Raw genomic sequence first — 23,593 nt, forward strand, 5'->3', positions numbered from 1 at the left:
TCAGCGACCCCTTACAGCTTCATCAGGCTGGCGTCGTCGACCGAGGCCGAGTGGCGGGAACGGAACAGCGACACGATGATCGCGAGCCCGACCACGACCTCCGCGGCGGCGACGACCATCGTGAAGAAGGCGATGATCTGGCCGTCGAGGTTGCCGTGCATCCGGGAGAAGGCGACGAACGCGAGGTTGCAGGCGTTGAGCATGAGCTCGATGCACATGAACACGACGATGGCGTTGCGCCTGATCAGTACGCCGGTGGCGCCGATCGTGAACAACAGGGCGGCGAGGTAGAGGTAGTTGACGGGATTCACTTCGACGCCTCCCTCTTGAAGGTGGCCGGTTCGATCTCGGTCCGCTCCAGGCGCTCCTCGGCGCGCTGTTCCAGCGCCTTGAGGTCGTTGAGCGCCTCGGCGGAGACGTCACGGATCTGGCCGCGCTCGCGCAGGGTCTTGCTGACCGTGAGCTCCGACGGGGTGCCGTCGGGCAGCAGGCCCGCGATGTCCACCGCGTTGTGCCGGGCGTAGACGCCGGGGGCGGGCAGCGGCGGGACGTGCTTGCCGTCGCGGACGCGCTTCTCGGCCATCTCGCGCTGCGTCAGGGCGCGTTCGGTGCGCTCGCGGTGGGTGAGCACCATGGCGCCGACGGCGGCCGTGATCAGCAGCGCGCCGGTGATCTCGAAGGCGAAGACGTACTTGGTGAAGATGAGGGTCGCGAGGCCCTCCACATTGCCGCCGGCGTTGGCCTGCGCGAGGCCGTTGAACTGGTGGAGGGAGGCGTTGCCGATGCCGGCGAACAGCAGGACGCCGAAGCCGAGTCCGCACAGCAGGGCCAGCCAGCGCTGGCCCCTGATGGTCTCCTTGAGGGAGTCCGCGGCGGTCACGCCGACGAGCATCACCACGAACAGGAACAGCATCATGATCGCGCCGGTGTAGACGACGATCTGGACGACGCCGAGGAAGTAGGCGCCGTTGGCGAGGTAGAACACCGCCAGGATGATCATGGTGCCGGCCAGGCAGAGCGCGCTGTGCACGGCCTTCTTCATGAAGACGGTGCACAGGGCGCCGATCACGGCGACGGTGCCGAGGACCCAGAACTGGAAGGCCTCGCCGGTGGAGGTGTCGGCGGCCAGGGTGGCCGTGGCGGCGAGCTGGAGAGGTGCGGTCATCGCCCGATCACCTTCTCCGACGCCGGTTCGTCCGCACCGAAGGTGGAGTCGGCCTCCTGGACCACCTCGCCCTTGGAGACCGCGACCTGGGGCACGGTGCCGGGCGCGGCCTCGGTCACCAAACCCCGGTAGTAGTCCTGTTCGTCGGTGCCGGGGTAGATGGCGTGGGGCGAGTCGACCATGCCCTCCTCGAGACCGGCGAGCAGTTGCTCCTTGGTGAAGATGAGGTTGGCGCGGCTGGAGTCGGCCAGCTCGAACTCGTTGGTCATCGTCAGCGCGCGCGTGGGGCACGCCTCGATGCACAGGCCGCACAGGATGCAGCGGGCGTAGTTGATCTGGTAGACGCGGCCGTACCGCTCGCCCGGGGAGTAGCGCTCCTCGTCGGTGTTGTCGGCGCCCTCCACATAGATGGCGTCGGCGGGGCAGGCCCAGGCGCACAGCTCGCAGCCGACGCACTTCTCCAGGCCGTCCGGATGGCGGTTGAGCTGGTGCCGTCCGTGGAACCGCGGAGCGGTGGTCTTCTGCTGCTCCGGGTACTGCTCGGTCAGCCGCTTCTTGAACATGGCCTTGAAGGTCACGCCGAAGCCGGCGACGGGGTTCATGAAACCGGGCTTGGTCTCCTTGGGCTCCTCAGCCATCGGACGCCTCCTTTCCATCCAGAGATCCGTCACTCTGAGTATCGGGCCCGCCACTGACAATCAGCTCCCGCTCCTGGCGCGAGCGGCGCCTCGGCACCGGCGGCAACTCCTGTCCGGGCAGCGGCGGGACGGGGAACCCGCCCGCCGTCGGGTCGAAGGCGACCGGCTCCTCGGCGGGCTCCGCCGCGGCCTTCGACTTCTCGCGGAACATGTCCGCGACGAAGGAGAGCAGCAGCAGGACCAGGACTCCGCCGCCGACGTACAGGGCGATGTCGGCGAAGTCGTAGTTCTCGTTGCGCAGGGTCCGCACGGTCGCGACGAGCATCAGCCACACCACGGAGACCGGGATGAGGACCTTCCAGCCGAGCTTCATCAACTGGTCGTAGCGCACCCGCGGGAGCGTGCCGCGCAGCCAGATGAAGAAGAACAGCAGGAGCTGCACCTTGATCACGAACCAGAGCAGCGGCCACCAGCCGTGGTTGGCGCCCTCCCAGAAGGTGCTGACGGGCCAGGGAGCCCGCCAGCCGCCGAGGAAGAGCGTGGTCGTCACGGCCGAGACCGTCACCATGTTCACGTACTCGGCGAGCATGAACATCGCGAACTTGATCGAGGAGTACTCGGTGTTGAAGCCGCCGACCAGGTCGCCCTCGGACTCCGGCATGTCGAAGGGGGCGCGGTTGGTCTCGCCGACCATCGTGATGACGTAGATGATGAAGGAGACCGGCAGCAGGACGATGTACCAGCGGTCCTGCTGCGCCTCGACGATCGCCGAGGTCGACATCGACCCGGAGTAGAGGAACACCGAGGCGAAGGCGGCGCCCATGGCGATCTCGTACGAGATCATCTGGGCGCAGGAGCGCAGACCGCCCAGGAGCGGATAGGTCGACCCGGAACTCCAGCCCGCGAGGACGATGCCGTAGATGCCGACCGAGGCGACCGCGAGGATGTAGAGCATCGCGATCGGCAGGTCGGTGAGCTGCATCGCGGTGCGGTGGCCGAAGATCGAGATCTCGTTGCCGGACGGGCCGAAGGGGATCACCGCGATCGCCATGAAGGCCGGGATGGCCGCGACGATCGGCGCGAGGACGTAGACGACCTTGTCCGCGCGCTTGACGATGACGTCTTCCTTCAGCATCAGCTTGATGCCGTCGGCGAGCGACTGGAGCATGCCCCAGGGGCCGTGCCGGTTGGGGCCGATGCGCAACTGCATCCAGGCCACGACCTTGCGCTCCCACACGATGGAGAACAGCACGGTCACCATCAGGAAGGCGAAGCAGAAGACGGCCTTGATGACGACGAGCCACCAGGGATCGGTGCCGAACATCGAGAGGTCTTCCGCGGCGAGGTACGGGCTCATGCCTCCACCTCCTTGGGAGCTTCGGCTGCGAGCGTCGCCGGGCCGATGTGGACGAGGGCGCCGGGCAGCGCCCCGGTGTCGGAGGCGACACCCCCGCCGGCGGAGTTCAGCGGGAGCCAGACCACGCGGTCGGGCATCTCGGTGATCTGCAGCGGCAGTTCGACGACTCCGGTCTTGCCGGTGACGGCGAGGAGGTCGCCTTCCGCGACGCCCACCTCGGCGGCCGTCGCGGCCGACACACGCGCGCGTGCCGCGTGCCGGGTCCCGGCGAGCGCCTCGTCGCCCTGCTGGAGGAGGCCCTGGTCGAGCAGCAGCCGGTGTCCGGCCAGGACGGCCTCTCCGGCGGCGGGCCGCGGCAACTGGGCCCCGGTCTCCAGGGGTTCGGTGCCGCGCGGTCCGTCCCAGGGGCCGAGCCGGTCGATCTCCGCGCGCACCGTGCGCAGATCGGGCAGGCCCAGGTGCACGTCCATGGCGTCGGCCAGCATCTGGAGCACCCGCGCGTCGGTGGGCGCGAGGCGGCGGGTCATCTGGTCGGGCTTGAGCGCGGCCTCGAAGAAGCGCACCCGGCCCTCCCAGTTGAGGAAGGTGCCGGCCTTCTCGGCGACCGCGGCCACCGGCAGGACGACGTCCGCGTGCTCGGTGACCTCACCGGGACGCAGTTCCAGCGACACCACGAACCCGACCTCCCGCAGCGCCTCACGCGCACGTGCCGGGTCGGGCAGGTCGGCGATCTCGACGCCCGCGACCACCAGGGCCTGGAGCTCGCCGGACACCGCGGCCTCGACGATCTGACCGGTGTCCCGGCCGTAGCGGTGCGGGAGTTCGGCCACGCCCCACACGGAGGCGACCTCCTCACGCGCGCGCGGGTCGGTGGCCGGACGCCCGCCCGGCAGCAGCGAGGGCAGCGCGCCCGCCTCGACGGCACCGCGCTCCCCGGCCCGCCGCGGGATCCACACGAGCTGTGCGCCGGTGGCGGAGGCGGCCCGTGCGGCGGCGGTCAGGCCCCCGGCCACGGCGGCCAGCCGCTCGCCGACGACGATCACCGCGCCCGCGGTGCGCAGCGCCTCGGCGGCCCTGCTGCCGTCGTCCTCCAGGCCGACCCCGCCGGCCAGCGCGTCCAGCCACTCGGTCTCGGTGCCGGGGGCGGCGGGCAGCAGCGTGCCGCCCGCCTTCTCCAGACCGCGGGTGGCGTAGGTGGCGAGCGAGAAGACCTTCTGGCCGTGCTTGCGCCAGGCCTTGCGCAGCCTCAGGAAGACGCCGGGCGCCTCCTCCTCGGCCTCGAACCCGACCAGCAGGACCGCCGGCGCCTTCTCCAGCGCGGTGTACGTGACGCCCGTACCGTCGAGGTCGCGGCCGTGGCCGGCGATCCGTGCGGCCAGGAAGTCGGCCTCCTCGCTGCTGTGCACGCGCGCGCGGAAGTCGATGTCGTTGGTGTCGAGCGCCACGCGCGCGAACTTGCTGTACGCGTAGGCGTCCTCGATGGTGAGGCGGCCGCCGGTGAGGACGCCGGCCCGGCCGCGGGAGGCGAGCAGCCCCTGGGCCGCGATCTGGAGCGCCTCCGGCCAGGACGCCGGCACCAGCTCACCCTCGGGGTTGCGCACCAGCGGGTGCTCCAGCCGGTCCCGCTGCTGCGCGTACCGGAAGGCGAAGCGCCCCTTGTCGCAGATCCACTCCTCGTTGACCTCGGGGTCGTCGGCCGCGAGCTTGCGCATGACCTTGCCGCGCCGGTGGTCGGTGCGGGTGGCGCAGCCCCCGGAGCAGTGCTCGCACACGCTCGGGGAGGACACCAGGTCGAAGGGGCGGGAGCGGAACCGGTACGCCGCCGAGGTGAGCGCGCCGACCGGGCAGATCTGGATGGTGTTGCCGGAGAAGTACGACTCGAAGGGGTCGCCCTCGCCGGTGCCGACCTGCTGGAGCGCGCCCCGCTCGATCAGCTCGATCATGGGGTCGCCCGCGACCTGGTTGGAGAAGCGGGTGCAGCGGGCGCACAGCACGCAGCGCTCGCGGTCGAGCAGCACCTGGGTGGAGATCGGCACGGGCTTCTCGTAGGTCCGCTTCTTGCCCTCGAAGCGGGACTCGGCCTGCCCGTGGGACATGGCCTGGTTCTGCAGGGGGCACTCGCCGCCCTTGTCGCAGACCGGGCAGTCCAGCGGGTGGTTGATGAGGAGGAGCTCCATCACACCGTGCTGGGCCTTCTCGGCGACCGGCGAGGTGAGGTGGGTCTTCACCACCATTCCGTCGGTGCAGGTGATGGTGCAGGAGGCCATCGGCTTGCGCTGGCCCTCGACCTCGACGATGCACTGGCGGCAGGCGCCGGCCGGGTCGAGGAGGGGGTGGTCGCAGAACCGGGGGATCTCGATGCCGAGCTGCTCGGCGGCCCGGATGACCAGGGTGCCCTTGGGCACGCTGATCTCGGCGCCGTCGATCGTCAGCGAGACGAGATCCTCCGGCGGGACCGCCGCCTCTCCCCCGCCTGAGGGAGCGTTGGTGGTCACAGTCATGCGTTCACCTCCGTGCGGTCGGCCCAGGCCGTCGACTTGGCCGGGTCGAAGGGGCAGCCGCGGCCCGTGATGTGCTGCTCGTACTCCTCGCGGAAGTACTTGAGCGAGGAGAAGATCGGCGAGGCGGCGCCGTCACCGAGGGCGCAGAACGACTTGCCGTTGATGTTGTCGGCGATGTCGTTGAGCTTGTCGAGGTCGGACATGACGCCCTTGCCGGCCTCGATGTCGCGCAGCAACTGCACGAGCCAGTACGTGCCCTCGCGGCACGGGGTGCACTTGCCGCAGGACTCGTGGGCGTAGAACTCGGTCCAGCGGGTGACGGCGCGGACGACGCAGGTCGTCTCGTCGAAGCACTGGAGCGCCTTGGTGCCGAGCATCGAGCCGGCGGCGCCGACGCCCTCGTAGTCGAGGGGGACGTCGAGGTGCTCGTCGGTGAACATCGGCGTGGAGGAGCCGCCCGGCGTCCAGAACTTCAGCCGGTGACCGGGCCGCATGCCGCCGCTCATCTCTAGGAGCTGGCGGAGGGTGATGCCGAGCGGGGCCTCGAACTGGCCGGGACTGGCGACATGGCCGCTGAGCGAGTAGAGCGTGAAGCCCGGGGACTTCTCGCTGCCCATCGACCTGAACCAGTCCTTGCCCTTCTGCAGGATCGCGGGAACCGACGCGATCGACTCCACGTTGTTCACCACAGTGGGGCAGGCGTAGAGGCCCGCGACCGCGGGGAAGGGGGGACGCAGCCGCGGTTGGCCACGGCGGCCTTCGAGCGAGTCGAGCAGTGCGGTCTCCTCACCGCAGATGTACGCCCCGGCCCCGGCGTGCACGGTGATGTCGAGATCGAGGCCGCTGCCCAGGATGTCCTGTCCGAGGTAGCCGGCCGCGTAGGCCTCGCTCACGGCCGAGTGCAACCGCCGCAGGACGGGGACGACTTCACCGCGGAGATAGATGAAGGCGTGCGACGACCTGATGGCGTAGCACGCGATGATCATGCCCTCGATGAGGCTGTGCGGGTTCGCGAAGAGGAGCGGGATGTCCTTGCAGGTGCCCGGCTCCGACTCGTCGGCGTTGACAACCAGATAGTGCGGCTTTCCGTCGCCCTGGGGGATGAACTGCCATTTCATCCCGGTGGGGAAGCCGGCGCCGCCGCGGCCGCGCAGACCGGAGTCCTTGACGTACGCGATCAGGTCGTCCGGCGACATCGCGAGCGCCTTGCGGAGTCCCTCGTAGCCGTCGTGCCTCTTGTAGACGTCCAGCGTCCAGGACTTGTCCTCGTCCCAGAAGGCCGACAGCACGGGTGCGAGCAGCTTCTCGGGGCTGGTGTCTTTCAGTTCGGGTGCCAAGGTCATCACTCCCCCTCCTCGGCGGCGGGCCCGGCCGGGTGGGCCGGGTCGGAGGCCGACGTGTCCTGTGGCGCGTCGTGTGAGCTCAGGTGCTCCGACGGGGACGGCTCGTGGACGTCCCGGTCCTGCGGTGCTCCCTCACGCGGGTGGACCACGCGCGCGGGTGCGGTCTCTCCCCTGGCCAGGCGGAGGCCCACCAGTGACGCGGGTCCGGCGCCGCCGGTCGCCTCGACGGCCCCCGGCCGCTCGTCGGGGAAGCCGGCGAGGATCCGCGCGGTCTCCTTGAAGGTGCACATCGGCGCCCCGCGCGTGGGCTCGACCGGACGGCCCGCGCGCAGGTCGTCGACGAGCCGCTTGGCGGTGTCCGGGGTCTGGTTGTCGAAGAACTCCCAGTTCACCATCACGACCGGCGCGAAGTCGCAGGCCGCGTTGCACTCGATGTGCTCCAGGGTGACCTTGCCGTCCTCGGTGGTCTCTCCGTTGCCGACGCCCAGGTGCTCCTGGAGCTCGGAGAAGATCGCGTCGCCGCCCATCACCGCGCAGAGGGTGTTGGTGCAGACGCCGACCTGGTAGTCACCGGAGGGCCTGCGCCGGTACATGGTGTAGAAGGTGGCCACCGCGGTGACCTCGGCCGTGGTCAGCTCCAGCACGTCCGCGCAGAACTGCATCCCGGTGCGCGTGACGTGCCCCTCCTCCGACTGCACGAGGTGCAGCAACGGCAGGAGCGCCGAGCGGGAGTCCGGGTAGCGGGCGATGATCTCGCGCGCGTCCGCCTCCAGTCGGGCTCGGACGTCGTCCGGGTAGGCGGGGGCGGGCAGTTCGGGCATGCCCAGGCTGACGCCCCGCTCGGAAGAACTGGTGGTCACCGGTCGACGCCTCCCATCACGGGATCGATGGACGCGACAGCGACGATGACGTCGGCGACCTGGCCGCCCTCGCACATCGCCGCCATGGCCTGAAGGTTGGTGAAGGACGGGTCGCGGAAGTGGACCCGGAAGGGGCGGGTGCCGCCGTCGGACACGGCGTGCACACCGAGTTCGCCCTTGGGCGACTCGACGGCCGCGTACGCCTGGCCGGGCGGGACGCGGAAGCCCTCGGTGACCAGCTTGAAGTGGTGGATCAGGGCCTCCATGGAGGTGCCCATGATCTTCTTGATGTGGTCGAGGGAGTTGCCGAGCCCGTCGGGGCCGAGCGCGAGCTGGGCGGGCCAGGCGATCTTCTTGTCGGCGACCATGACCGGGCCGGGCTGGAGCCGGTCCAGGCACTGCTCGACGATCCGAAGCGACTGGCGCATCTCCTCCAGGCGGATCAGGAAGCGCCCGTAGGAGTCGCAGGTGTCGGCGGTCGGGATGTCGAACTCGTAGGTCTCGTAGCCGCAGTAGGGCTGGGCCTTGCGCAGGTCGTGCGGCAGGCCGGTGGAGCGCAGGATCGGGCCGGTGGCGCCGAGGGCCATGCAGCCGGCCAGGTCGAGGTAGCCGACGTCCTGCATACGGGCCTTGAAGATGGGGTTCCCGGTGGCGAGCTTGTCGTACTCCGGGAGGTTCTTCTTCATCTTCTTCACGAACTCGCGGATGTGGTCCACCGCGCCGGGCGGCAGGTCCTGCGCGAGTCCGCCGGGGCGGATGTACGCGTGGTTCATCCTGAGGCCCGTGATGAGCTCGTAGATGTCGAGAATCATTTCACGATCGCGGAATCCGTAGATCATGATCGTGGTGGCGCCGAGTTCCATGCCGCCGGTGGCGATGCACACCAGGTGCGAGGAGAGCCGGTTGAGCTCCATCAGGAGCACCCGGATGATCTCGGCCCGGTCGGGGATCTGGTCCTCGATGCCGAGGAGCTTCTCGACGGCGAGGCAGTAGGCGGTCTCGTTGAAGAAGGACGTCAGGTAGTCCATGCGCGTCACGAACGTGGTGCCCTGCGTCCACGTGCGGAACTCGAGGTTCTTCTCGATGCCGGTGTGGAGGTAGCCGATGCCGCAGCGGGCCTCGGTGACCGTCTCGCCGTCGATCTCCAGGATCAGACGGAGCACTCCGTGGGTGGAGGGGTGCTGGGGGCCCATGTTGAGGACGATGCGCTCGTCGTCGGCACGGGCCGCGGCCTGGACGATCTCGTCCCAGTCGCCGCCGGTGACCGTGTAGACGGTCCCCTCGGTGGTCTCCCGGGGAGAGGCGTGGGAAGTGCTCATGAGTACGACCTCCGCTGGTCCGGAGCCGGGATCTGGGCGCCCTTGTACTCGACGGGGATGCCGCCGAGGGGGTAGTCCTTGCGCTGCGGGTGGCCCTGCCAGTCGTCCGGCATCATGATCCGCGTCAGGGCCGGGTGACCGTCGAAGACGATCCCGAAGAAGTCGTAGGTCTCGCGCTCGTGCCAGTCGTTGGTCGGGTACACGGAGACCAGGGACGGGATGTGCGGGTCCGCGTCCGGGGCGCTGACCTCCAGGCGGATCAGCCGGTTGTGGGTGATCGAGCGCAGGTGGTAGACGGCGTGCAGCTCGCGGCCCTTGTCGTGGAGGTAGTGGACCCCGCTGACGCCGGTGCAGAGCTCGAAGCGCAGGGCCGGGTCGTCGCGCAGGGTCCGGGCGACGCGCAGCAGGTGCTCGCGCTCGATGTGGAAGGTGATCTCGTCGCGGTCGACGACCGTCTTCTCGATGGCGTTGTCCGGGAGCAGCCCCTGCTCCTCCAGGGCGCCCTCCAGCTCGTCGGCGACCTCGTCGAACCAGCCGCCGTAGGGGCGGGCGGCCGGTCCCGGGAGGCGGATCGAGCGGACCAGCCCGCCGTAACCGGTGGTGTCGCCGCCGTTGTCGGCGCCGAACATGCCGCGCTGGACGCGGATCTCCTCACCGCCCTCGCCGCGCTGGCCGGGGAGGTTGGAGCCGCTGAGATCCCTCTCCGGGTTGGCTCCGTTGGTGCCGTTCGCGTCGCTCACCGCAGCAGCCCCTTCATCTCGATCGTGGGCAGGGCCTTGAGCGCCGCCTCCTCCGCCTCGCGGGCGGCCTCCTCGGCGTTCACGCCGAGCTTGGAGGACTGGATCTTCTGGTGGAGCTTGAGAATCGCGTCCATCAGCATCTCCGGCCGTGGCGGGCAGCCGGGCAGATAGATGTCGACCGGGACGATGTGGTCGACGCCCTGCACGATCGCGTAGTTGTTGAACATGCCGCCCGAGGAGGCGCAGACCCCCATGGAGATGACCCACTTGGGGTTCGGCATCTGGTCGTAGACCTGCCGGAGCACCGGCGCCATCTTCTGGCTGACCCGGCCGGCGACGATCATGAGGTCCGCCTGGCGGGGTGAGCCGCGGAAGACCTCCATGCCGAAGCGGGCCAGGTCGTAGCGTCCGGCGCCCGTGGTCATCATCTCGATGGCACAGCAGGCCAGGCCGAAGGTGGCCGGGAAGACGGACGCCTTGCGCACCCAGCCCGCGGCCTGCTCGACGGTGGTCAGCAGGAAGCCGCTCGGCAGTTTTTCTTCGAGTCCCATGAGTTAAAGGCCCCTCAGTCCCATTCCAGGCCGCCGCGCCGCCATACGTACGCGTACGCGACGAAGACGGTGAGCACGAAGAGCAGCATCTCCACGAGCCCGAAAACACCCAGGGCGTCGAAGGTGACGGCCCAGGGGTAGAGGAAGACGATCTCGATGTCGAAGACGATGAAGAGCATCGCCGTCAGGTAGTACTTGATGGGGAAGCGCCCGCCGCCGGCCGGCGTGGGGGTCGGCTCGATCCCGCACTCGTAGGCCTCGAGCTTGGCCCGGTTGTACCGCTTCGGACCGATCAGCGTGGCCATGACCACGGAGAAGATCGCAAAGCCTGCCCCGAGGGCTCCCAGTACGAGGATGGGCGCATAAGCGTTCACCGCTCCTCGCTCCTCTCAGTCGGCACTGACTGCTGGCGATGGCATCGGACTCACACCCGACTCATACGTCCCCTGAACCTCCGTCCGTCCCGACGAAGATCGCGAACATGTGAAGCAGGTCACAAGCCCAACTGACCCGCATCTTATGCCCGCCGGTCTGTGATCTGCGACACGGGGTATTGCACAAGCTTTGTGATCTCCACCACCAGACGAAGGATCATGAAGTCGGATCAGCGGTGATCTTCACACGAGAAGCGTCCGAGTGATCACCAGAGGTGACATTTCCGCTAGTCGGCGCAGGTCGGGAGAGGCGTCTCCATATCAAGAGGCTTCTTCTGCATGCAAATTGGCGCTGGACCGGACTGCTTGATAGTGGACCGCGTTCACACATCAGAGGGAGGTCCGAGGACGGGTGTGGACGCGTGCACACGTTCACGAGCGTCGAACCGCTCCGGACGCAGCCGCCCCTGTAACCGTTGCGTGACCTCCGCCACATGCATGAGAGATCCATAAGAAGGGGGCTTGGCCATCCGGGCCAACCGGTGGTAGCTGCGGGGCAATTCGGACGTAACAGCGAAAGTCCATGATCACGGCCATGATCACGAGAGTCCGCAATGTCCGTTACGGCGTCAATAAAGAGCGGCACGACCGGAATTCGGGCCGTCGATTGAACAACTGTGGCGCAGCCCACGTTTCTTGAAGGTATGGAGGAGCCCCTGATACCAGTTGGTCTCATGTCCCACACCGCTCACATACGCAGCCACCGGAAACCCCGCCGCAGCGCGACGACTTCGATCGCCGTGCGTGCCGGAGTCGCCGGTGGCGTGCTCAGCATGGCAGCGGCGGGCGCGTCGGCCACGGCGTTCGCCGCCGAGTCGACGACGCAGACCCTCGAACTGCCCACCCTCTCGGCCGACCTGGGCAGCCAGGTCGCCGAGTCCGCCGACGCGATGCAGCAGGCGGCCGCCGACTACCAGCTTCAGGCCGAGCGTGACGCGGCCGCGGCGAAGGCCGCGAAGCAGGCCAAGGCGGACCTCGCGGAAGCCAAGAAGAAGGCCGAGGCCAAGAAGAAGGCCGAGGAGGCCCGCAGGGCCGCCGCCGAGGAGGCTGCCTCGCGCAGCTCCGAGCGGACCACGCTGTCCGCCTCCGCGAGCGCCGACGTCTCCACGAGCTCGTCCACCGCCACCGGTTCGGCCGCGGCCGTCATCGCCTTCGTGAAGGCCCAGATCGGCGACGCCTACGTCTCCGGCGGCACCGGCCCCAACTCCTGGGACTGCTCCGGCCTCGTCCAGGCGGCGTTCAGCCAGATCAACATCGACCTGCCGCGCGTCTCGCAGGCCCAGTCGACCGCCGGCACCCAGGTCTCGCTGAGCAACCTCCAGCCGGGCGACATCCTGTACTGGGGCAGCGCGGGCAGCGCGTACCACGTGGGGGTCTACGTCGGCGACGGCATGTTCGTCGGCGCGCAGAACCCCTCGACGGGTGTCGTCGAGAAGCCGCTGTCCTACGACCCGCCGACCGGCGCGGTGCGGGTGCTCTGACACCGGGACAGCACGAACGCACGGAAGGGCCGCAGCCGCTCGGGGGCTGCGGCCCTTCCGTTCTGCCGTGCAGGGGGTTGGATGAGTGTCCGCGGTGCGCGTCCGCGCCGCCCCTACCGGACAGGAGACATCCGCATGCCCAGTGTGTTCGTGCAAGGCAGGCCCACCGACTCGTATCCCCGGCTCGCCCCCGAGGCCCGGCGCGGTCAGGTCCGACGCGTCACCGAGGTCGGCGAGGAGGTGCTGCACAAGCCCTGCCGGGACGTGACCGAGTTCGGACCCGATCTCGCCGCGCTGATCGACGACATGTTCCTGACGATGTACATCGCGGAGGGGGCCGGCCTGGCGGCCAACCAGGTCGGCGTCGATCTGCGGCTCTTCGTGTACGACTGCCCGGACGACGACGGAGTCCGGCATGTCGGACACGTCGTCAACCCGGTGCTGGACCAACTGGACCCGGCCGGCCGCAGGTTGCTCGACGACAGCGAGGGGTGCCTGTCGGTGCCGGGCGCCGTCATGGACGTACCGCGTCCGGACCGGGCCGTGGTCCGGGGGTTCGACCGGGACGGCGAGCCGCTCGTGATCGAGGGGACCGGCTACTTCGCGCGGTGCCTGGAGCACGAGACCGACCATGTGAACGGGCACGTGTATCTGGACCGGCTGTCCCGGCGGGACCGCAAGGAGGCGCTGCGGCAGAGCGCGGACCGGCGGGAGGAGGTGTACGCCCGCCGGGCGGCCAACGTCGCGGCGCTGAGGGCCCCGAGGCGCTGAGCGGCGCTCAGGACGACACCGGGGCGCTGAGCGGCGCTCAGGGCTCGCTCAGCGCCTGAGGGCGTGGACCAGGGCCCACACCGACACCGCGATGAGGATGACGAACACGGTCAGCGCGAGCCCTGCGTCCATGCCTCCACGGTGCTCCGGTGCGGGCCCGTCGTCACGCCTTCGGCGCCACCTTGCTCAGCCCGTTGATGATCCGGTCCATCGCGTCGCCGCCCGTGGGGTCGGTGAGGTTGGCGAGCATCTTGAGGGTGAACTTCATCAGCAGCGGGTGGGTCAGGCCGCGCTGGGCCGCGATCTTCATGACCTTCGGGTTGCCGATGAGCTTCACGAAGGCGCGGCCGAGCGTGTAGTAGCCGCCGTAGGTGTCCTTGAGGACCTGCGGGTAGCGCTGGAGGGCGATCTCGCGCTGGGCGGGCGTCGCGCGGGCGTGGGCCTGGACGATGACGTCGGCGGCGATCTGGCCGGACTCCATGGCGTAGGCGATGCCCTCGCCGTTGAAGGGGTTCACCATGCCGCCGGCGTCGCCGACCAGGAGCAGGCCCTTGGTGTAGTGCGGCTGGCGGTTGAAGGCCATCGGCAGGGCGGCGCCGCGGATCGGGCCGGTCATGTTGTCCGGGGTGTAGCCCCAGTCCTCCGGCATGGAGGCGCACCACGCCTTCAGCACCTCGCGCCAGTCGAGCTCCTTGAAGGAGTCGGAGGTGTTCAGCACGCCGAGGCCGACGTTGGAGGTGCCGTCGCCCATGCCGAAGATCCAGCCGTAGCCGGGCAGCAGCCGGTCCTCGCCGGGGCCGCGGCGGTCCCACAGCTCCAGCCAGGACTCCAGGTAGTCGTCCTCGTGCCGGGGGCTCTCGAAGTACGTCCGTACGGCGACGCCCATCGGGCGGTCCTCGCGGCGGTGCAGGCCCATCGCGAGGGAGAGCCGGGTGGAGTTGCCGTCGGCGGCGACCACGAGGGGCGCGTGGAAGGTGACTTCGCGCTTCTCCTCGCCGAGCTTGGCGTGGACGCCGGTGATGCGGCCGGTGCGGTCGTCGACGATCGGGGCGCCGACGTTGCAGCGCTCGTAGAGCCGGGCCCCGGCCTTCTGGGCCTGGCGGGCGAGCTGCTCGTCGAAGTCGTCGCGCTTGCGGACGAGGCCGTAGTCGGGGAAGGAGGCGAGTTCGGGCCAGTCGAGCTGGAGGCGTACGCCGCCGCCGATGATCCTCAGGCCCTTGTTGCGCAGCCAGCCGGCCTCTTCGGAGATGTCGATGCCCATGGCCACGAGCTGTTTGGTGGCACGGGGCGTGAGGCCGTCACCGCAGACCTTCTCGCGCGGGAACTCGGTCTTCTCCAGGAGGAGCACGTCGAGGCCGGACTTGGCGAGGTGGTACGCGGTCGTGGAGCCGGCCGGCCCCGCGCCGACGACGATGACATCGGCGGTGTTCTCGGACAGGGGCTCGGTCACGGCAGGCTCTCCCCAGGCTCGGAATCAAGTTCGGAATCAACTTCTGAATCCGCGTGCCGACCGGCACTGGACATGGGCAGTCTATTCAGCAGAATTGATCACCCGGCTGAAGGGCTGCCCCCAGTGAACCGAGCTCTGCCCGCAGTACGGCTGCGTGTGCCCACCGACGAGGACGCCGTCGCCTGGCACCGGCTCTTCGACGACCCGGACGTCATGGAGTTCCACGGCGGCAGGCCCGCGGAGCTGTCCGTCTACGAGGAGCTCACCGCGCGGCAGCGCCGGCACGACGCCGAGCGGGGCTTCTGCCTGTGGACCATGGTCGGCGAGGACGGGCAGGTCATCGGCTTCACCGGGGCCCAGCCGTGGCCGCGGGACTGGGGGCCGACGGGCGAGATCGAGATCGGGTGGCGGCTCGGCCGGGCGTACTGGGGCCGGGGATACGCCACGGTGGCCGCGCGGATGACGCTGGAGCGGCTCCGGGCGGCGGGTGTCACGAACGTGGTGGCGATGGTCAGACCCGGCAACGAACGGTCGATCGCGGTCACCAAGCGCCTCGGAATGGAACTCGCGGAGACCTATCCGCACCCTCTCTTCCAGGAAGAGGCGCTCTGCTTCCGGCTCCCCCTCCAGGGGGGTTACCCAGAGTAGCGATCTGCTACAGAAAGACACCCGGCACTTCCGGCCCGCCCCGGGCCGGAGTTACCCTGCCAGTACCGCTGGGGGTGACATCTGTGCGCATAACACCCAAGACGCCCGAAGTGCGCGTACCGCGTCTGGTCGGACTCATGGCCATGGACGCGCGCGAGACGGCCCAAGCGCAGGGCCTGTTCGTCAGCGCGCCGGATCGCAAGGACTTCCACCAGGCCGTCGTGGACTACGTCGTACGCCAGTACCCGCAGGCCGGCGCGGAGGTGCCGCGGGACTCGGTGGTGTACGTGTGGTTCGACCTCGGTCCGGGCGAGGGCGGCGGCGGCATCCGCGAGCCCCGCGTCCCCAGGCCCCCGAGCGGCGGTCTCCAGCGCGAGCTGGACGAGCCGGGCGATCCGTACGTGGTCCGCTGTGTGACGGGACTCTGAGCCGGCGCGCCGCGCCGGTCAGCCCGCCTTGACGCCCCGGTGCAGGGCCACGATCCCGCCCGTGAGGTTCCGCCACGCCACCTTCGACCAGCCCGCCTTCTGCAGGCGCTCCGCGAGGGCCGGCTGGTCGGGCCAGGCGCGGATCGACTCGGCGAGGTAGACGTACGCGTCGGGGTTGGAGGAGACCGCGCGGGCCACCGGCGGCACGGCACGCATCAGGTACTCGGTGTACACCGTGCGGAAGGGCGCCCAGGTCGGGTGGGAGAACTCGCAGATCACGACCCGGCCGCCGGGCCGGGTCACCCGGTACATCTCGCGCAGCGCGGAGTCGGTGTCCTGGACGTTGCGCAGCCCGAAGGAGATGGTGACGGCGTCGAAGGTGTCGTCCTTGAAGGGCAGCCTGGTCGCGTCGCCCGCGGTGAACGGCAGCCAGGAGTGGTTCCGCTTGCCGACCCGGAGCATCCCCAGCGAGAAGTCGCAGGGCACGACGTAGGCGCCGGTGCGGGCGAAGGGCAGCGACGAGGTGGCGGTGCCCGCCGCCAGGTCCAGGATCTTCTGGGCGGGGCGGGCGTCGACGGCCCTGGCGACCTCCTTGCGCCACACCCGGTCCTGGCCCAGCGACAGCACGTCGTTGGTCAGGTCGTACCGTTCCGCCACGTCGTCGAACATCGAGGCGACTTCGTGCGGCTGCTTGTTCAGGGAAGCGCGGGTCACGTCCCCATTCTTGCAGGCCGCCCTCCCGGAAGAAGCTGCGGCTTCTTCTTCCCGGCCACGTCCTCCACCCATCCGCACAGCAGCACGAACACCGCGATCAGGATCCAGCCGACGCCGAACATGAACCACTGGCTCTCCAGCGGCAGCCACTTCTCGAACGCGGGCACGTTCCAGAACTGGTCGATCAGCGGCACCGCGAGGATCAGCGCGATCTCGTGCCACAGGTAGATCGTCACCGCGCGGGAGTTGAAGACCGTCACGATCCGGTCGGTCCGCCGGAAGCGGGTGAGCCAGGCGAAGTCGATCCCGAAGTACGACTTGGCCCACATCAGCAGCGTCACGTACCCGGCGGACCAGAAGGCCTGTGCGAGGGGGATGTCGTCGAGGTCGTACGAGCCCGTCTCGGCCTGGTGGGTGAGGGCGTACCAGCCGCCGAACCCGATCGCGGCGAGCGAGAGCACCACGACGGCGACCGGCTTGAACCGCTCCAGGACCCCGTCCCGGTGAGCGAAGCCCAGGATCCAGCAGAACAGGAAGATCGCGAGGTCGGTCAGCGCGCTGCCGAGGCGGTTGTCCGGCGGCTCCCACAGGAACTGGAACACCACGATCGGGGCCAGGGACGCCAGCAGGACCGGCACCGGGGCCAGCCGGAACACCCTCAGCAGCACCGGGGAGAGCAGGACGAACCACAGGTAGGTGCGCAGGTACCAGAGGATCTCCCAGGCCTGCTCGCCCCAGGCGTTGCCGGGCGGGTCGCCGAGCGGCACGACCCAGAAGACGATCTGCCAGCCCGGCATCCAGTCGTGGACCAGCATCGCGAGGACCACGAAGACGCCCCAGAACCAGAACGGGGGCAGCAGGCGGCGCATCCGGCTGCGGACCACCGTGGCCGCCGGGCGCTCCAGGGACTTCGCCATGAGCGTGCCGGCCAGGCCGAACATGATGCCCATGGAGGGGAAGACCATGCCGGCCCAGGCCCACCCGAACGTGTGATAGCTGACGACCCGGATCAGGGCGACGGCCCGCAGCGTGTCGAAGTAGCGGTCCCGGCCGGGGGGCCGAGACGGAGGCTTCTCCTCCTCCGCCTCGGCGTCGGTGGGAGCAGCGGGGACCGGTGGCTCCGGTTCCGGCTCCACCACCGGCAAGGGGGCTGTCGCGTCCGGCACCGGGTCCGCGCGCTGCCCGTTCTCCACGTACTGCTGCGGATACGGCTGCTGCGGATGCAGTTGTTGCGGGTACGGCTGCTGCGCGTACTCCGGGTACCCGTGCTCGGGCCCGTATCCCTGGTACTGCTGCGGATACCCCTGCGGGTACCCCTGGTGCGGGTACCCCTGCTGCTCCCAGCTCATCAGCCGACCCCCGCCGGGGTACCGACCTCGCCGGTGCGCTTCAGCTTCTGCCAGCGCAGACGGCCGCCGGTGAGCGCGGTGATGCAGGAGTGGATGAGGACGAGGTACATCATCTGCCGGTAGGCGAGCTGCTGGAGCGGCATCATCAGCAGATAGCGGTACTGCTCCTTGTCCAGCTTGAAGGCGTACGCCGCGCACACGAGCTGGACGGCGAGGACCGCGAGCCACGCGTACAGCGCCGCCTGGAAGTCGACGAAGATCATCGAGTAGGCGGTGAACACGTCGATCAGCGGGGCGAAGACCGGCGTGACGATCTGGAAGATCACCACCAGCGGCATGCCGACCCGCCCGAAGCGGCCCGAGGGTCCCCGGTCGGTGAGGGACTTGCGGTGCTTCCACAGCGCCTGCATCGTGCCGTACGACCACCGGTAGCGCTGCGACCAGAGCTGCTTGAGGGAGCCCGGTGCCTCGGTCCACGCGCGGGCGTGCTCCTGGTAGACGACCCGCCAGCCCGCGCGGTGCATCGCGATGGTGATGTCGGTGTCCTCGGCGAGGGTGTCCTCGCTCATGCCGCCTACCTGGAGGACCGCCTCGCGGCGGAACGCGCCGATCGCGCCCGGGATGGTGGGCATGCAGCGCAGCAGGTCGTACATCCGGCGGTCGAGGTTGAAGCCCATCACGTACTCGATGTGCTGCCAGGCCCCGATGACGGTGTTGCGGTTGCCGACCTTGGCGTTGCCGGCGACCGCGCCGACCTCCGGGTCGGCGAAGGGCTGCACGAGCTGCCGTACGGTGTCCGGCTCGAAGACGGTGTCGCCGTCCATCATCACGACGATGTCGTGACTGGCGCTGCGGACACCGTTGTTGAGGGCGGCCGGCTTGCCCGCGTTCTCCTGGCGGATGACCCGGACGTTCGTCATGCCCAGGGCGCGGGCCGCCTCGCGGGCGATCTCGGAGGTGCCGTCCGAGGAGCCGTCGTCGACGACGATGACCTCGATCGTATGGGTGCTCTTCGCCAGCGACTCCAGGGTGTTGGCGATGCACTCCTTCTCGTTGTACGCCGGGACGATCACGGTCACCGGCCGGGTGACCGCGGGCCCCCAGGAGAAGCGGCGTCTGTTGCGTTGCCGGTAGTGGCGGCGGGCGAGGATCAGCATCATCCCGAACCGACCCATGACGGCCACACCCACGACCACGAGTCCGGCCGACAGCGCGGGCACGGTGTACTCGGCGACGGCGACGGCCACGACGAGCGCCTTGCCCTCGTACAGGGTCGTGCCGGTGGCCTCGCGGTGCGCGGCCTGGAGGCGGCCGGTGCCGTTCAGGTCACCGCCCGCGGTGCCGTTCAGGTCGCCGTTCTGGGGCTGTCCGGCCGTGGCGCCGGCCGGCGCGTTCGTCTGCTGTCCGGCCGCGGCGCCCGTGTTCTGCGCCTCGACGACCCCGCTGATGGTGGTGAAGGTGTAGCCCTTCGCCCGCATCTTCTCGATGTACTCCGGCAGCGCCTTGATCGTCTGCTCGCGGTCGCCACCGGCGTCGTGCATCAGCACGGAGGCGCCCGAGGTCCCGGACGGGGTGGCCCACTTGACGATCTTCGAGACGCCCGGCTTCTTCCAGTCGTCGCTGTCGGTGTCGACGAAGACGCTGGTGTAGCCCTCCTCGCCGAGCTTCTTGTAGACGGGCCAACTGTAGTTGTCGATCGCGTCCGTCTCCGAGGAGTACGGCGCCCGGAACAGCGTCGTGGTGATGCCGGCCGCGCCCGCGAGGGCGAGCTGCGTCTGGGTCATCTCGCGCCGGATGCGGGCGTCGCTCTGGTAGGAGAGGTCGACGTGGGTGAAGGTGTGGATGCCCACCTCATTGCCCTGGTCGACCATGTCCTTCACGATCCCCGGGTAGCGCGAGACCATCGAGCCCACCACGAAGAAGGTCGCCGGGACGTCGTACTTCTCCAGGATCTCCAGCACCTGGGGCGTGTACGTCGGGTTGGGGCCGTCGTCGAAGGTGAGCGCGATCGTCTTGTCCGGCACGGAGGTCGTGGTCGCCTGGCCGCCCCGGAAGCTGATGATCGGCCCGCCGTTGATGATCTTGTCGGGGACCTTGCTGGAGCTGGCGCCGTCGCGCACCCGCTGGTCGCCGCCGACCTCGGCGCGCAGATAGCCGTCGAGCAGCATCACGCTGGTCAGACCGAGCAGGAGCAGCAGGGCGAGGATCACCCGCGGTTTCTGCAGCGCCGCGGCCTTGCCCGCCGCCCGCTCGATGCGGGAGGGGGCACGCCGGCGGCCGCGGGAGGGCGTCGTCGTGGTCATGTGGTGGGCCGTTCCGGTCAGTTGGAGGCCGCGGAGGCGGTCGCGGTGGGGGCGGCGCTCGGCGGAGTGCCGGTGGGCAGTGCCGGCGGGGTGCCGATACCGCCCTGCGGCTGGATGCCGCCGGGGCCGGAGTTCGAGGAGTTGCCGGGGCCGCCCGCGAAGGGCAGCAGCGTGGTGCTGGAGACGCCGATGCCCATGAAGGCCAGGCCCAGGACGACGGCGTAGCCGAGGGACAGGACGCCGAGGAGGAGGCCGATCCGGCGCAGCAGCTTGGAGCGGCGTCCGGAGTTGTCAACGAACACGGGCCCCTCGGCGGACCCGTTACTGCCGCGTTTGCGGCGGCGACCGCGCGAGTCGGCGCGGTTTTCGGTGGCAGGCTCGGAATGCATTCCCCAGACATTAGGGAGTCTTTATGTGTCCAGATTTGGCGTTCTTGTGAGGTGCATATGAGAAACCTCTTATGCTGTCTGTTTCCTGAGAGGTTCCCAGAAACCCTGCGCGCCGCTCCGCCGGGTGAGGGGGGCCAAATGCCCGCCTTGCGCGGCCGATTCGCTCCTTACCACCCAACTCGTCCGTGGGTTCGCTGTTCAGGGACTGTCCTCGTGAGCCCCAGCCGGGTGTGAGACATTCGCTCTCCGAAAGTGACCTCACGAGAGCGGGTGCATGCGAAATGCGGAGTTTCCTGAAGCCGATGGCCGGGCTCACTTGTCTGATCGCCCTGGCCACGGCGGGGTGCTCCGCGGAATCGGACGGCACCTCGGACGCGAAGCCGTCGGATCGGGGCGGCACGTCACCGTCGGCCTCGCCGTCCACGTCGTCGGTCACCTCCTACGCGCCCTACGTCAGCGCGACCGAGGCCTCCGACAACGACTCCGCGGGCTCGCCCTCGGTGTACAACCTCGCGTTCGTGATCGCCGACGGCAGCGACTGCACACCGTCCTGGAACGGCACGACCGCCATCGGGGACTCGTCCGTCGCGTCCCGGATCAGCGCGTTGAAGGAGGACGGCGCCGAGGTGCGGGTCTCCTTCGGAGGGGCGTCCGGCAAGGAGCTGGCCGAGACATGCTCCAGCGCCACGGAACTGGCCGCCGCGTACGGCAAGGCGCTGGACGCGGCCGACTCCTCGCTGGCCGACTTCGACGTCGAGGGGGACGCGCTGACCGACTCGGACTCGGTGGACCTGCGCTCCGAGGCGATCGCACTGCTTCAGCGGGAACGGAGCGATCTGCGCGTCTCGTTCACGCTTCCCGTGATGCCGTCCGGGCTCGACGACGACAGCGTCGCCCTGCTGGAGTCCGCGAACAACAACGCGGTCCAGGTGTCGACGGTCAACATCATGACGATGAACTACGGGGAGTCGTACGACGGGGACATGGGGGACTACGCGATCACCTCGGCGAAGGCGACGCAGGCGCAGTTGAAGTCGGTCTTCGGTACGTCCGACGCCACCGCGTGGCGGGCCATGGCGCTCACGTCGATGATCGGGACGAACGACGTGGACGGGGAGACGCTCACGCTGTCCGACGCGGCGCAGGTGCGGGAGTTCGCGGAGTTGAAGGAGGTGGCGTGGGTGTCGATGTGGTCGACGTTCCGGGATCAGCAGTGCGAGTCGGGGGATTCCGATGAGGACGACCCGTTGACCAATTGCAGTGGCGTTTCTCAGTCTGCCGGGGCGTTCGGGGAGGCGCTCTCCGGTTGATTCCCGGGTACCGGCCGGTGGGGGCTTGTCGCGCAGTTCCCCGCGCCCCTGGGGAAACTACCTGCGCCTGTGCAGCAAGCGGCCCCTGATCACCGTAGCCACGCACTCCGGTGCCGCAAAGACCACGAAGGTCGCGTCCGCGCCCGGGAGCAGCGGGATCAGGGGCTCCTCCGTGAAGCCGCGCTCGATCCTCAGGCCCGACCTGTGCACGGCGTCGATCACCGCGGGACGCTGCAAGGGGCCGACGACCGCCACCGTCCCCTGCGCCAGCAACCGCTGCACACCGCGTCTCGCGCTCGCGCCCCACCGGGTGTCCGTCATGGCCAGGGCCGACAGGGCCTCGCCCGTGAGGGGTTGGTCGCCCAGGTCTTCGCGGGGGTCCGGGTGGTAGGACTGCTCCAGCAGCTCACGGCCGTGCGGGTTGAGCAGGCCGGGGGCGAGGCGGCCGCGCCAGCGGCGCACGCGTGCCGTCGGGTGGGCCGCCACCAGGTCGTCGTACGCCTCCACGGCCGCGATCCGACGGCCCTCGACCAGTACCGCCCCGCCGGGCAGCGAGGGCCTCTCCCCGCCCGGGACCACGACGTCGGCCGTGTGGATCGTCAGCACGGCGGGCCTAGTTGGACGCGAGGATCTTCAGCTCGGGGTGGGCCGTGCCGCCCTCGATCGCCGTCGAGGAGATGTGGGACTGGACGCGCGCGTCGACCGGGTCGTCCGCCGGGTCGTCGTGGACCACCAGGTGCTCGTACGTCGTCGCGCGCTGAGCCGGGACACGGCCCGCCGTGCGGATCATGTCGATCATTTCCTGGAGGTTGGAGCGGTGCTTGGCACCCGCCGCCGAGACGACGTTCTCCTCCAGCATGACCGAGCCGAGGTCGTCCGCGCCGTAGTGCAGCGTCAACTGGCCCGCGTCCTGGCCGGTGGTCAGCCAGGAGCCCTGGATGTGGGCGATGTTGTCCATGAAGAGCCGGGAGATCGCGATCATCCGCAGGTACTCGAAGATCGTGGCCTGGGTGCGGCCCTTCAGGTGGTTGTTCATCGGCTGGTAGAGATACGGGATGAAGGCCCGGAAGCCGCCCGTGCGGTCCTGGACCTCACGGATCATCCGCAGGTGCTCGATGCGCTCGGCGTTGGTCTCGCCGGTGCCCATGAGCATGGTGGAGGTGGACTCCACGCCCAGGTTGTGCGCGGTCTCCATGATCTCCAGCCAGCGCTCGCCGGACTCCTTGAGCGGCGCGATGGCCTTGCGGGGGCGCTCGGGCAGCAGCTCGGCGCCCGCGCCGGCGAACGAGTCGAGACCGGCCGCGTGGATGCGCTGGATCGCCTCCTCCACGCTCACCTCGGAGATCCGGGCCATGTGCTCGACCTCGGACGCGCCCAGCGAGTGGATCACAAGCTGGGGGAACTCCTTCTTGATGGCGGCGAAGTGCTTCTCGTAGTACTCGACGCCGTAGTCCGGGTGGTGGCCGCCCTGGAACATGATCTGGGTGCCGCCGAGTTCGACGGTCTCCGCGCACCGGCGCAGGATGTCGTCCAGGTCGCGGGTCCAGCCCTTGTCCTTCGCGGTGGGCGGGGCGTAGAACGCGCAGAACTTGCACGCCGTGACGCAGACGTTGGTGTGGTTGATGTTCCGCTCGATGATGTACGTCGCGATGTGCTCCGTGCCCGCGTACCGGCGGCGGCGCACGGCGTCCGCCGCCGAGCCCAGCGCGTGCAGCGGGGCGTCGCGGTAGAGGTCGAGCGCCTCCTCCGGAGTGATGCGCCCACCCTCGGCGGCACGGTCGAGGACGGACTGAAGGTCGGCCTTCTCGGTCACCGGGGCGTGCCTTTCGTCAAGGGTTCGGG

At 69.4% G+C, this 23,593-nt stretch carries 23 protein-coding genes; 5 read left to right on the plus strand and 18 right to left on the minus strand.

Going from position 1 to position 23,593, the window contains the following annotated elements:
• Positions 1-11: 11 nt before the first annotated feature.
• Genes nuoK through ACZ66S_RS08970 form a run of 11 tightly spaced genes read right to left on the minus strand, consistent with a single transcriptional unit; the run spans position 12 to position 10,848 of the window.
• Positions 12-311: an NADH-quinone oxidoreductase subunit NuoK gene (gene nuoK, locus ACZ66S_RS08920; protein ID WP_003974374.1), complete on the minus strand. Its 300-nt coding sequence runs from the start codon at positions 309-311 to the stop codon at positions 12-14.
• A complete protein-coding gene (locus tag ACZ66S_RS08925; protein WP_469900686.1) occupies positions 308-1,165 on the minus strand; it encodes an NADH-quinone oxidoreductase subunit J in 858 nt (285 codons plus the stop codon). Before ACZ66S_RS08925 ends, nuoK begins: the two co-directional genes overlap by 4 nt.
• A complete protein-coding gene (gene nuoI, locus ACZ66S_RS08930) occupies positions 1,162-1,803 on the minus strand; it encodes an NADH-quinone oxidoreductase subunit NuoI (protein WP_020120587.1) in 642 nt (213 codons plus the stop codon). The genes ACZ66S_RS08925 and nuoI overlap by 4 nt, the downstream gene beginning before the upstream one ends.
• Positions 1,796-3,160, minus strand: a complete 1,365-nt coding sequence (gene nuoH, locus ACZ66S_RS08935) for an NADH-quinone oxidoreductase subunit NuoH (RefSeq protein WP_469900688.1) — start codon at positions 3,158-3,160, stop codon at positions 1,796-1,798. The genes nuoI and nuoH overlap by 8 nt, the downstream gene beginning before the upstream one ends.
• On the minus strand, positions 3,157-5,661 hold the full coding sequence (locus ACZ66S_RS08940) for an NADH-quinone oxidoreductase subunit G (protein ID WP_469900689.1): 2,505 nt from the start codon (positions 5,659-5,661) through the stop codon (positions 3,157-3,159). The genes nuoH and ACZ66S_RS08940 overlap by 4 nt, the downstream gene beginning before the upstream one ends.
• Positions 5,658-7,004 (minus strand): NADH-quinone oxidoreductase subunit NuoF, encoded by a 1,347-nt coding sequence (gene nuoF / locus ACZ66S_RS08945; protein WP_469900691.1) that lies wholly within the window; start codon positions 7,002-7,004, stop codon positions 5,658-5,660. The genes ACZ66S_RS08940 and nuoF overlap by 4 nt, the downstream gene beginning before the upstream one ends.
• Positions 7,004-7,864, minus strand: a complete 861-nt coding sequence (gene nuoE / locus ACZ66S_RS08950) for an NADH-quinone oxidoreductase subunit NuoE (RefSeq protein ID WP_469900692.1) — start codon at positions 7,862-7,864, stop codon at positions 7,004-7,006. Before nuoE ends, nuoF begins: the two co-directional genes overlap by 1 nt.
• Entirely contained in the window at positions 7,861-9,183 is a 1,323-nt protein-coding gene (locus ACZ66S_RS08955) for an NADH-quinone oxidoreductase subunit D (RefSeq protein WP_469900693.1), read from the minus strand. The genes nuoE and ACZ66S_RS08955 overlap by 4 nt, the downstream gene beginning before the upstream one ends.
• Complete coding sequence (locus ACZ66S_RS08960; protein ID WP_469900694.1) at positions 9,180-9,923, minus strand: NADH-quinone oxidoreductase subunit C; 744 nt, start codon at positions 9,921-9,923, stop codon at positions 9,180-9,182. The genes ACZ66S_RS08955 and ACZ66S_RS08960 overlap by 4 nt, the downstream gene beginning before the upstream one ends.
• Entirely contained in the window at positions 9,920-10,474 is a 555-nt protein-coding gene (locus tag ACZ66S_RS08965; RefSeq protein WP_007383964.1) for a NuoB/complex I 20 kDa subunit family protein, read from the minus strand. Before ACZ66S_RS08965 ends, ACZ66S_RS08960 begins: the two co-directional genes overlap by 4 nt.
• A gap of 14 nt (positions 10,475-10,488) precedes the next feature.
• Positions 10,489-10,848 carry an NADH-quinone oxidoreductase subunit A gene (locus ACZ66S_RS08970; protein ID WP_007383963.1) on the minus strand — a complete coding sequence of 120 codons (360 nt, stop codon included), beginning with the start codon at positions 10,846-10,848 and terminating at the stop codon, positions 10,489-10,491.
• 734 nt (positions 10,849-11,582) lie between these two features.
• On the opposite strand from ACZ66S_RS08970, the gene ACZ66S_RS08975 reads away from it, so the two are divergent.
• Together ACZ66S_RS08975 and def are read left to right on the plus strand one after the other, a co-directional pair.
• A complete protein-coding gene (locus ACZ66S_RS08975) occupies positions 11,583-12,389 on the plus strand; it encodes a C40 family peptidase (RefSeq protein ID WP_469900696.1) in 807 nt (268 codons plus the stop codon).
• Between the two features lie 135 nt (positions 12,390-12,524).
• A complete protein-coding gene (def, locus tag ACZ66S_RS08980) occupies positions 12,525-13,160 on the plus strand; it encodes a peptide deformylase (protein WP_469900697.1) in 636 nt (211 codons plus the stop codon).
• Positions 13,161-13,323: 163 nt separating this feature from the next.
• Here the strand turns inward: def and ACZ66S_RS08985 are convergent, their stop codons facing one another.
• Complete coding sequence (locus ACZ66S_RS08985) at positions 13,324-14,610, minus strand: geranylgeranyl reductase family protein (protein ID WP_356587867.1); 1,287 nt, start codon at positions 14,608-14,610, stop codon at positions 13,324-13,326.
• Positions 14,611-14,733: 123 nt separating this feature from the next.
• Between ACZ66S_RS08985 and ACZ66S_RS08990 the strand changes: the two genes are divergently transcribed.
• Positions 14,734-15,258: a GNAT family N-acetyltransferase gene (locus ACZ66S_RS08990; RefSeq protein WP_469900700.1), complete on the plus strand. Its 525-nt coding sequence runs from the start codon at positions 14,734-14,736 to the stop codon at positions 15,256-15,258.
• Positions 15,259-15,368: 110 nt separating this feature from the next.
• On the plus strand, positions 15,369-15,686 hold the full coding sequence (locus tag ACZ66S_RS08995; RefSeq protein ID WP_469900702.1) for a PASTA domain-containing protein: 318 nt from the start codon (positions 15,369-15,371) through the stop codon (positions 15,684-15,686).
• Between the two features lie 18 nt (positions 15,687-15,704).
• Here the strand turns inward: ACZ66S_RS08995 and ACZ66S_RS09000 are convergent, their stop codons facing one another.
• From ACZ66S_RS09000 to ACZ66S_RS09015, 4 genes are read right to left on the minus strand one after another with little or no spacing between them, the layout of a single operon-like run.
• On the minus strand, positions 15,705-16,400 hold the full coding sequence (locus tag ACZ66S_RS09000; RefSeq protein ID WP_469900703.1) for a demethylmenaquinone methyltransferase: 696 nt from the start codon (positions 16,398-16,400) through the stop codon (positions 15,705-15,707).
• The gene (locus ACZ66S_RS09005; protein WP_469900705.1) at positions 16,397-17,749 is read right to left on the minus strand and encodes an acyltransferase family protein; all 1,353 of its coding nucleotides are present in this window, start codon (positions 17,747-17,749) and stop codon (positions 16,397-16,399) included. Before ACZ66S_RS09005 ends, ACZ66S_RS09000 begins: the two co-directional genes overlap by 4 nt.
• Positions 17,749-20,052: a bifunctional polysaccharide deacetylase/glycosyltransferase family 2 protein gene (locus ACZ66S_RS09010; protein WP_469900706.1), complete on the minus strand. Its 2,304-nt coding sequence runs from the start codon at positions 20,050-20,052 to the stop codon at positions 17,749-17,751. The genes ACZ66S_RS09005 and ACZ66S_RS09010 overlap by 1 nt, the downstream gene beginning before the upstream one ends.
• 17 nt (positions 20,053-20,069) lie before the next feature.
• Positions 20,070-20,354 (minus strand): hypothetical protein, encoded by a 285-nt coding sequence (locus ACZ66S_RS09015; RefSeq protein ID WP_469900708.1) that lies wholly within the window; start codon positions 20,352-20,354, stop codon positions 20,070-20,072.
• A 368-nt stretch (positions 20,355-20,722) separates the two neighbouring features.
• Here ACZ66S_RS09015 and ACZ66S_RS09020 point away from each other — a divergent pair, with 368 nt between their 5' ends.
• Positions 20,723-21,751, plus strand: a complete 1,029-nt coding sequence (locus ACZ66S_RS09020; RefSeq protein WP_469900709.1) for a chitinase — start codon at positions 20,723-20,725, stop codon at positions 21,749-21,751.
• Positions 21,752-21,808: 57 nt separating this feature from the next.
• Here ACZ66S_RS09020 and ACZ66S_RS09025 read toward each other — a convergent pair whose 3' ends face one another.
• A complete protein-coding gene (locus ACZ66S_RS09025) occupies positions 21,809-22,357 on the minus strand; it encodes an amidohydrolase family protein (protein ID WP_469900711.1) in 549 nt (182 codons plus the stop codon).
• Positions 22,358-22,364: 7 nt separating this feature from the next.
• Entirely contained in the window at positions 22,365-23,564 is a 1,200-nt protein-coding gene (mqnC, locus tag ACZ66S_RS09030; RefSeq protein WP_469900713.1) for a cyclic dehypoxanthinyl futalosine synthase, read from the minus strand.
• Positions 23,565-23,593 lie beyond the last annotated feature (29 nt).

This window comes from Streptomyces sp. NPDC107471, assembly GCF_055582845.1.

What these genes read in the sequence shown, in the direction of transcription:
- def (WP_469900697.1), top strand. Translation starts at nt 12,525, where the DNA reads ATGCCCAGTGTGTTCGTGCAAGGCAGGCCCACCGACTCGTATCCCCGG.
- ACZ66S_RS08975 (WP_469900696.1), top strand. Translation starts at nt 11,583, where the DNA reads ATGTCCCACACCGCTCACATACGCAGCCACCGGAAACCCCGCCGCAGC.
- nuoI (WP_020120587.1), bottom strand. Translation starts at nt 1,803, where the DNA reads ATGGCTGAGGAGCCCAAGGAGACCAAGCCCGGTTTCATGAACCCCGTC.
- ACZ66S_RS09010 (WP_469900706.1), bottom strand. Translation starts at nt 20,052, where the DNA reads ATGACCACGACGACGCCCTCCCGCGGCCGCCGGCGTGCCCCCTCCCGC.
- nuoH (WP_469900688.1), bottom strand. Translation starts at nt 3,160, where the DNA reads ATGAGCCCGTACCTCGCCGCGGAAGACCTCTCGATGTTCGGCACCGAT.
- ACZ66S_RS09005 (WP_469900705.1), bottom strand. Translation starts at nt 17,749, where the DNA reads ATGAGCTGGGAGCAGCAGGGGTACCCGCACCAGGGGTACCCGCAGGGG.
- ACZ66S_RS08925 (WP_469900686.1), bottom strand. Translation starts at nt 1,165, where the DNA reads ATGACCGCACCTCTCCAGCTCGCCGCCACGGCCACCCTGGCCGCCGAC.
- nuoF (WP_469900691.1), bottom strand. Translation starts at nt 7,004, where the DNA reads ATGACCTTGGCACCCGAACTGAAAGACACCAGCCCCGAGAAGCTGCTC.
- ACZ66S_RS08940 (WP_469900689.1), bottom strand. Translation starts at nt 5,661, where the DNA reads ATGACTGTGACCACCAACGCTCCCTCAGGCGGGGGAGAGGCGGCGGTC.
- ACZ66S_RS08965 (WP_007383964.1), bottom strand. Translation starts at nt 10,474, where the DNA reads ATGGGACTCGAAGAAAAACTGCCGAGCGGCTTCCTGCTGACCACCGTC.
- ACZ66S_RS09020 (WP_469900709.1), top strand. Translation starts at nt 20,723, where the DNA reads ATGCGGAGTTTCCTGAAGCCGATGGCCGGGCTCACTTGTCTGATCGCC.
- ACZ66S_RS08955 (WP_469900693.1), bottom strand. Translation starts at nt 9,183, where the DNA reads ATGAGCACTTCCCACGCCTCTCCCCGGGAGACCACCGAGGGGACCGTC.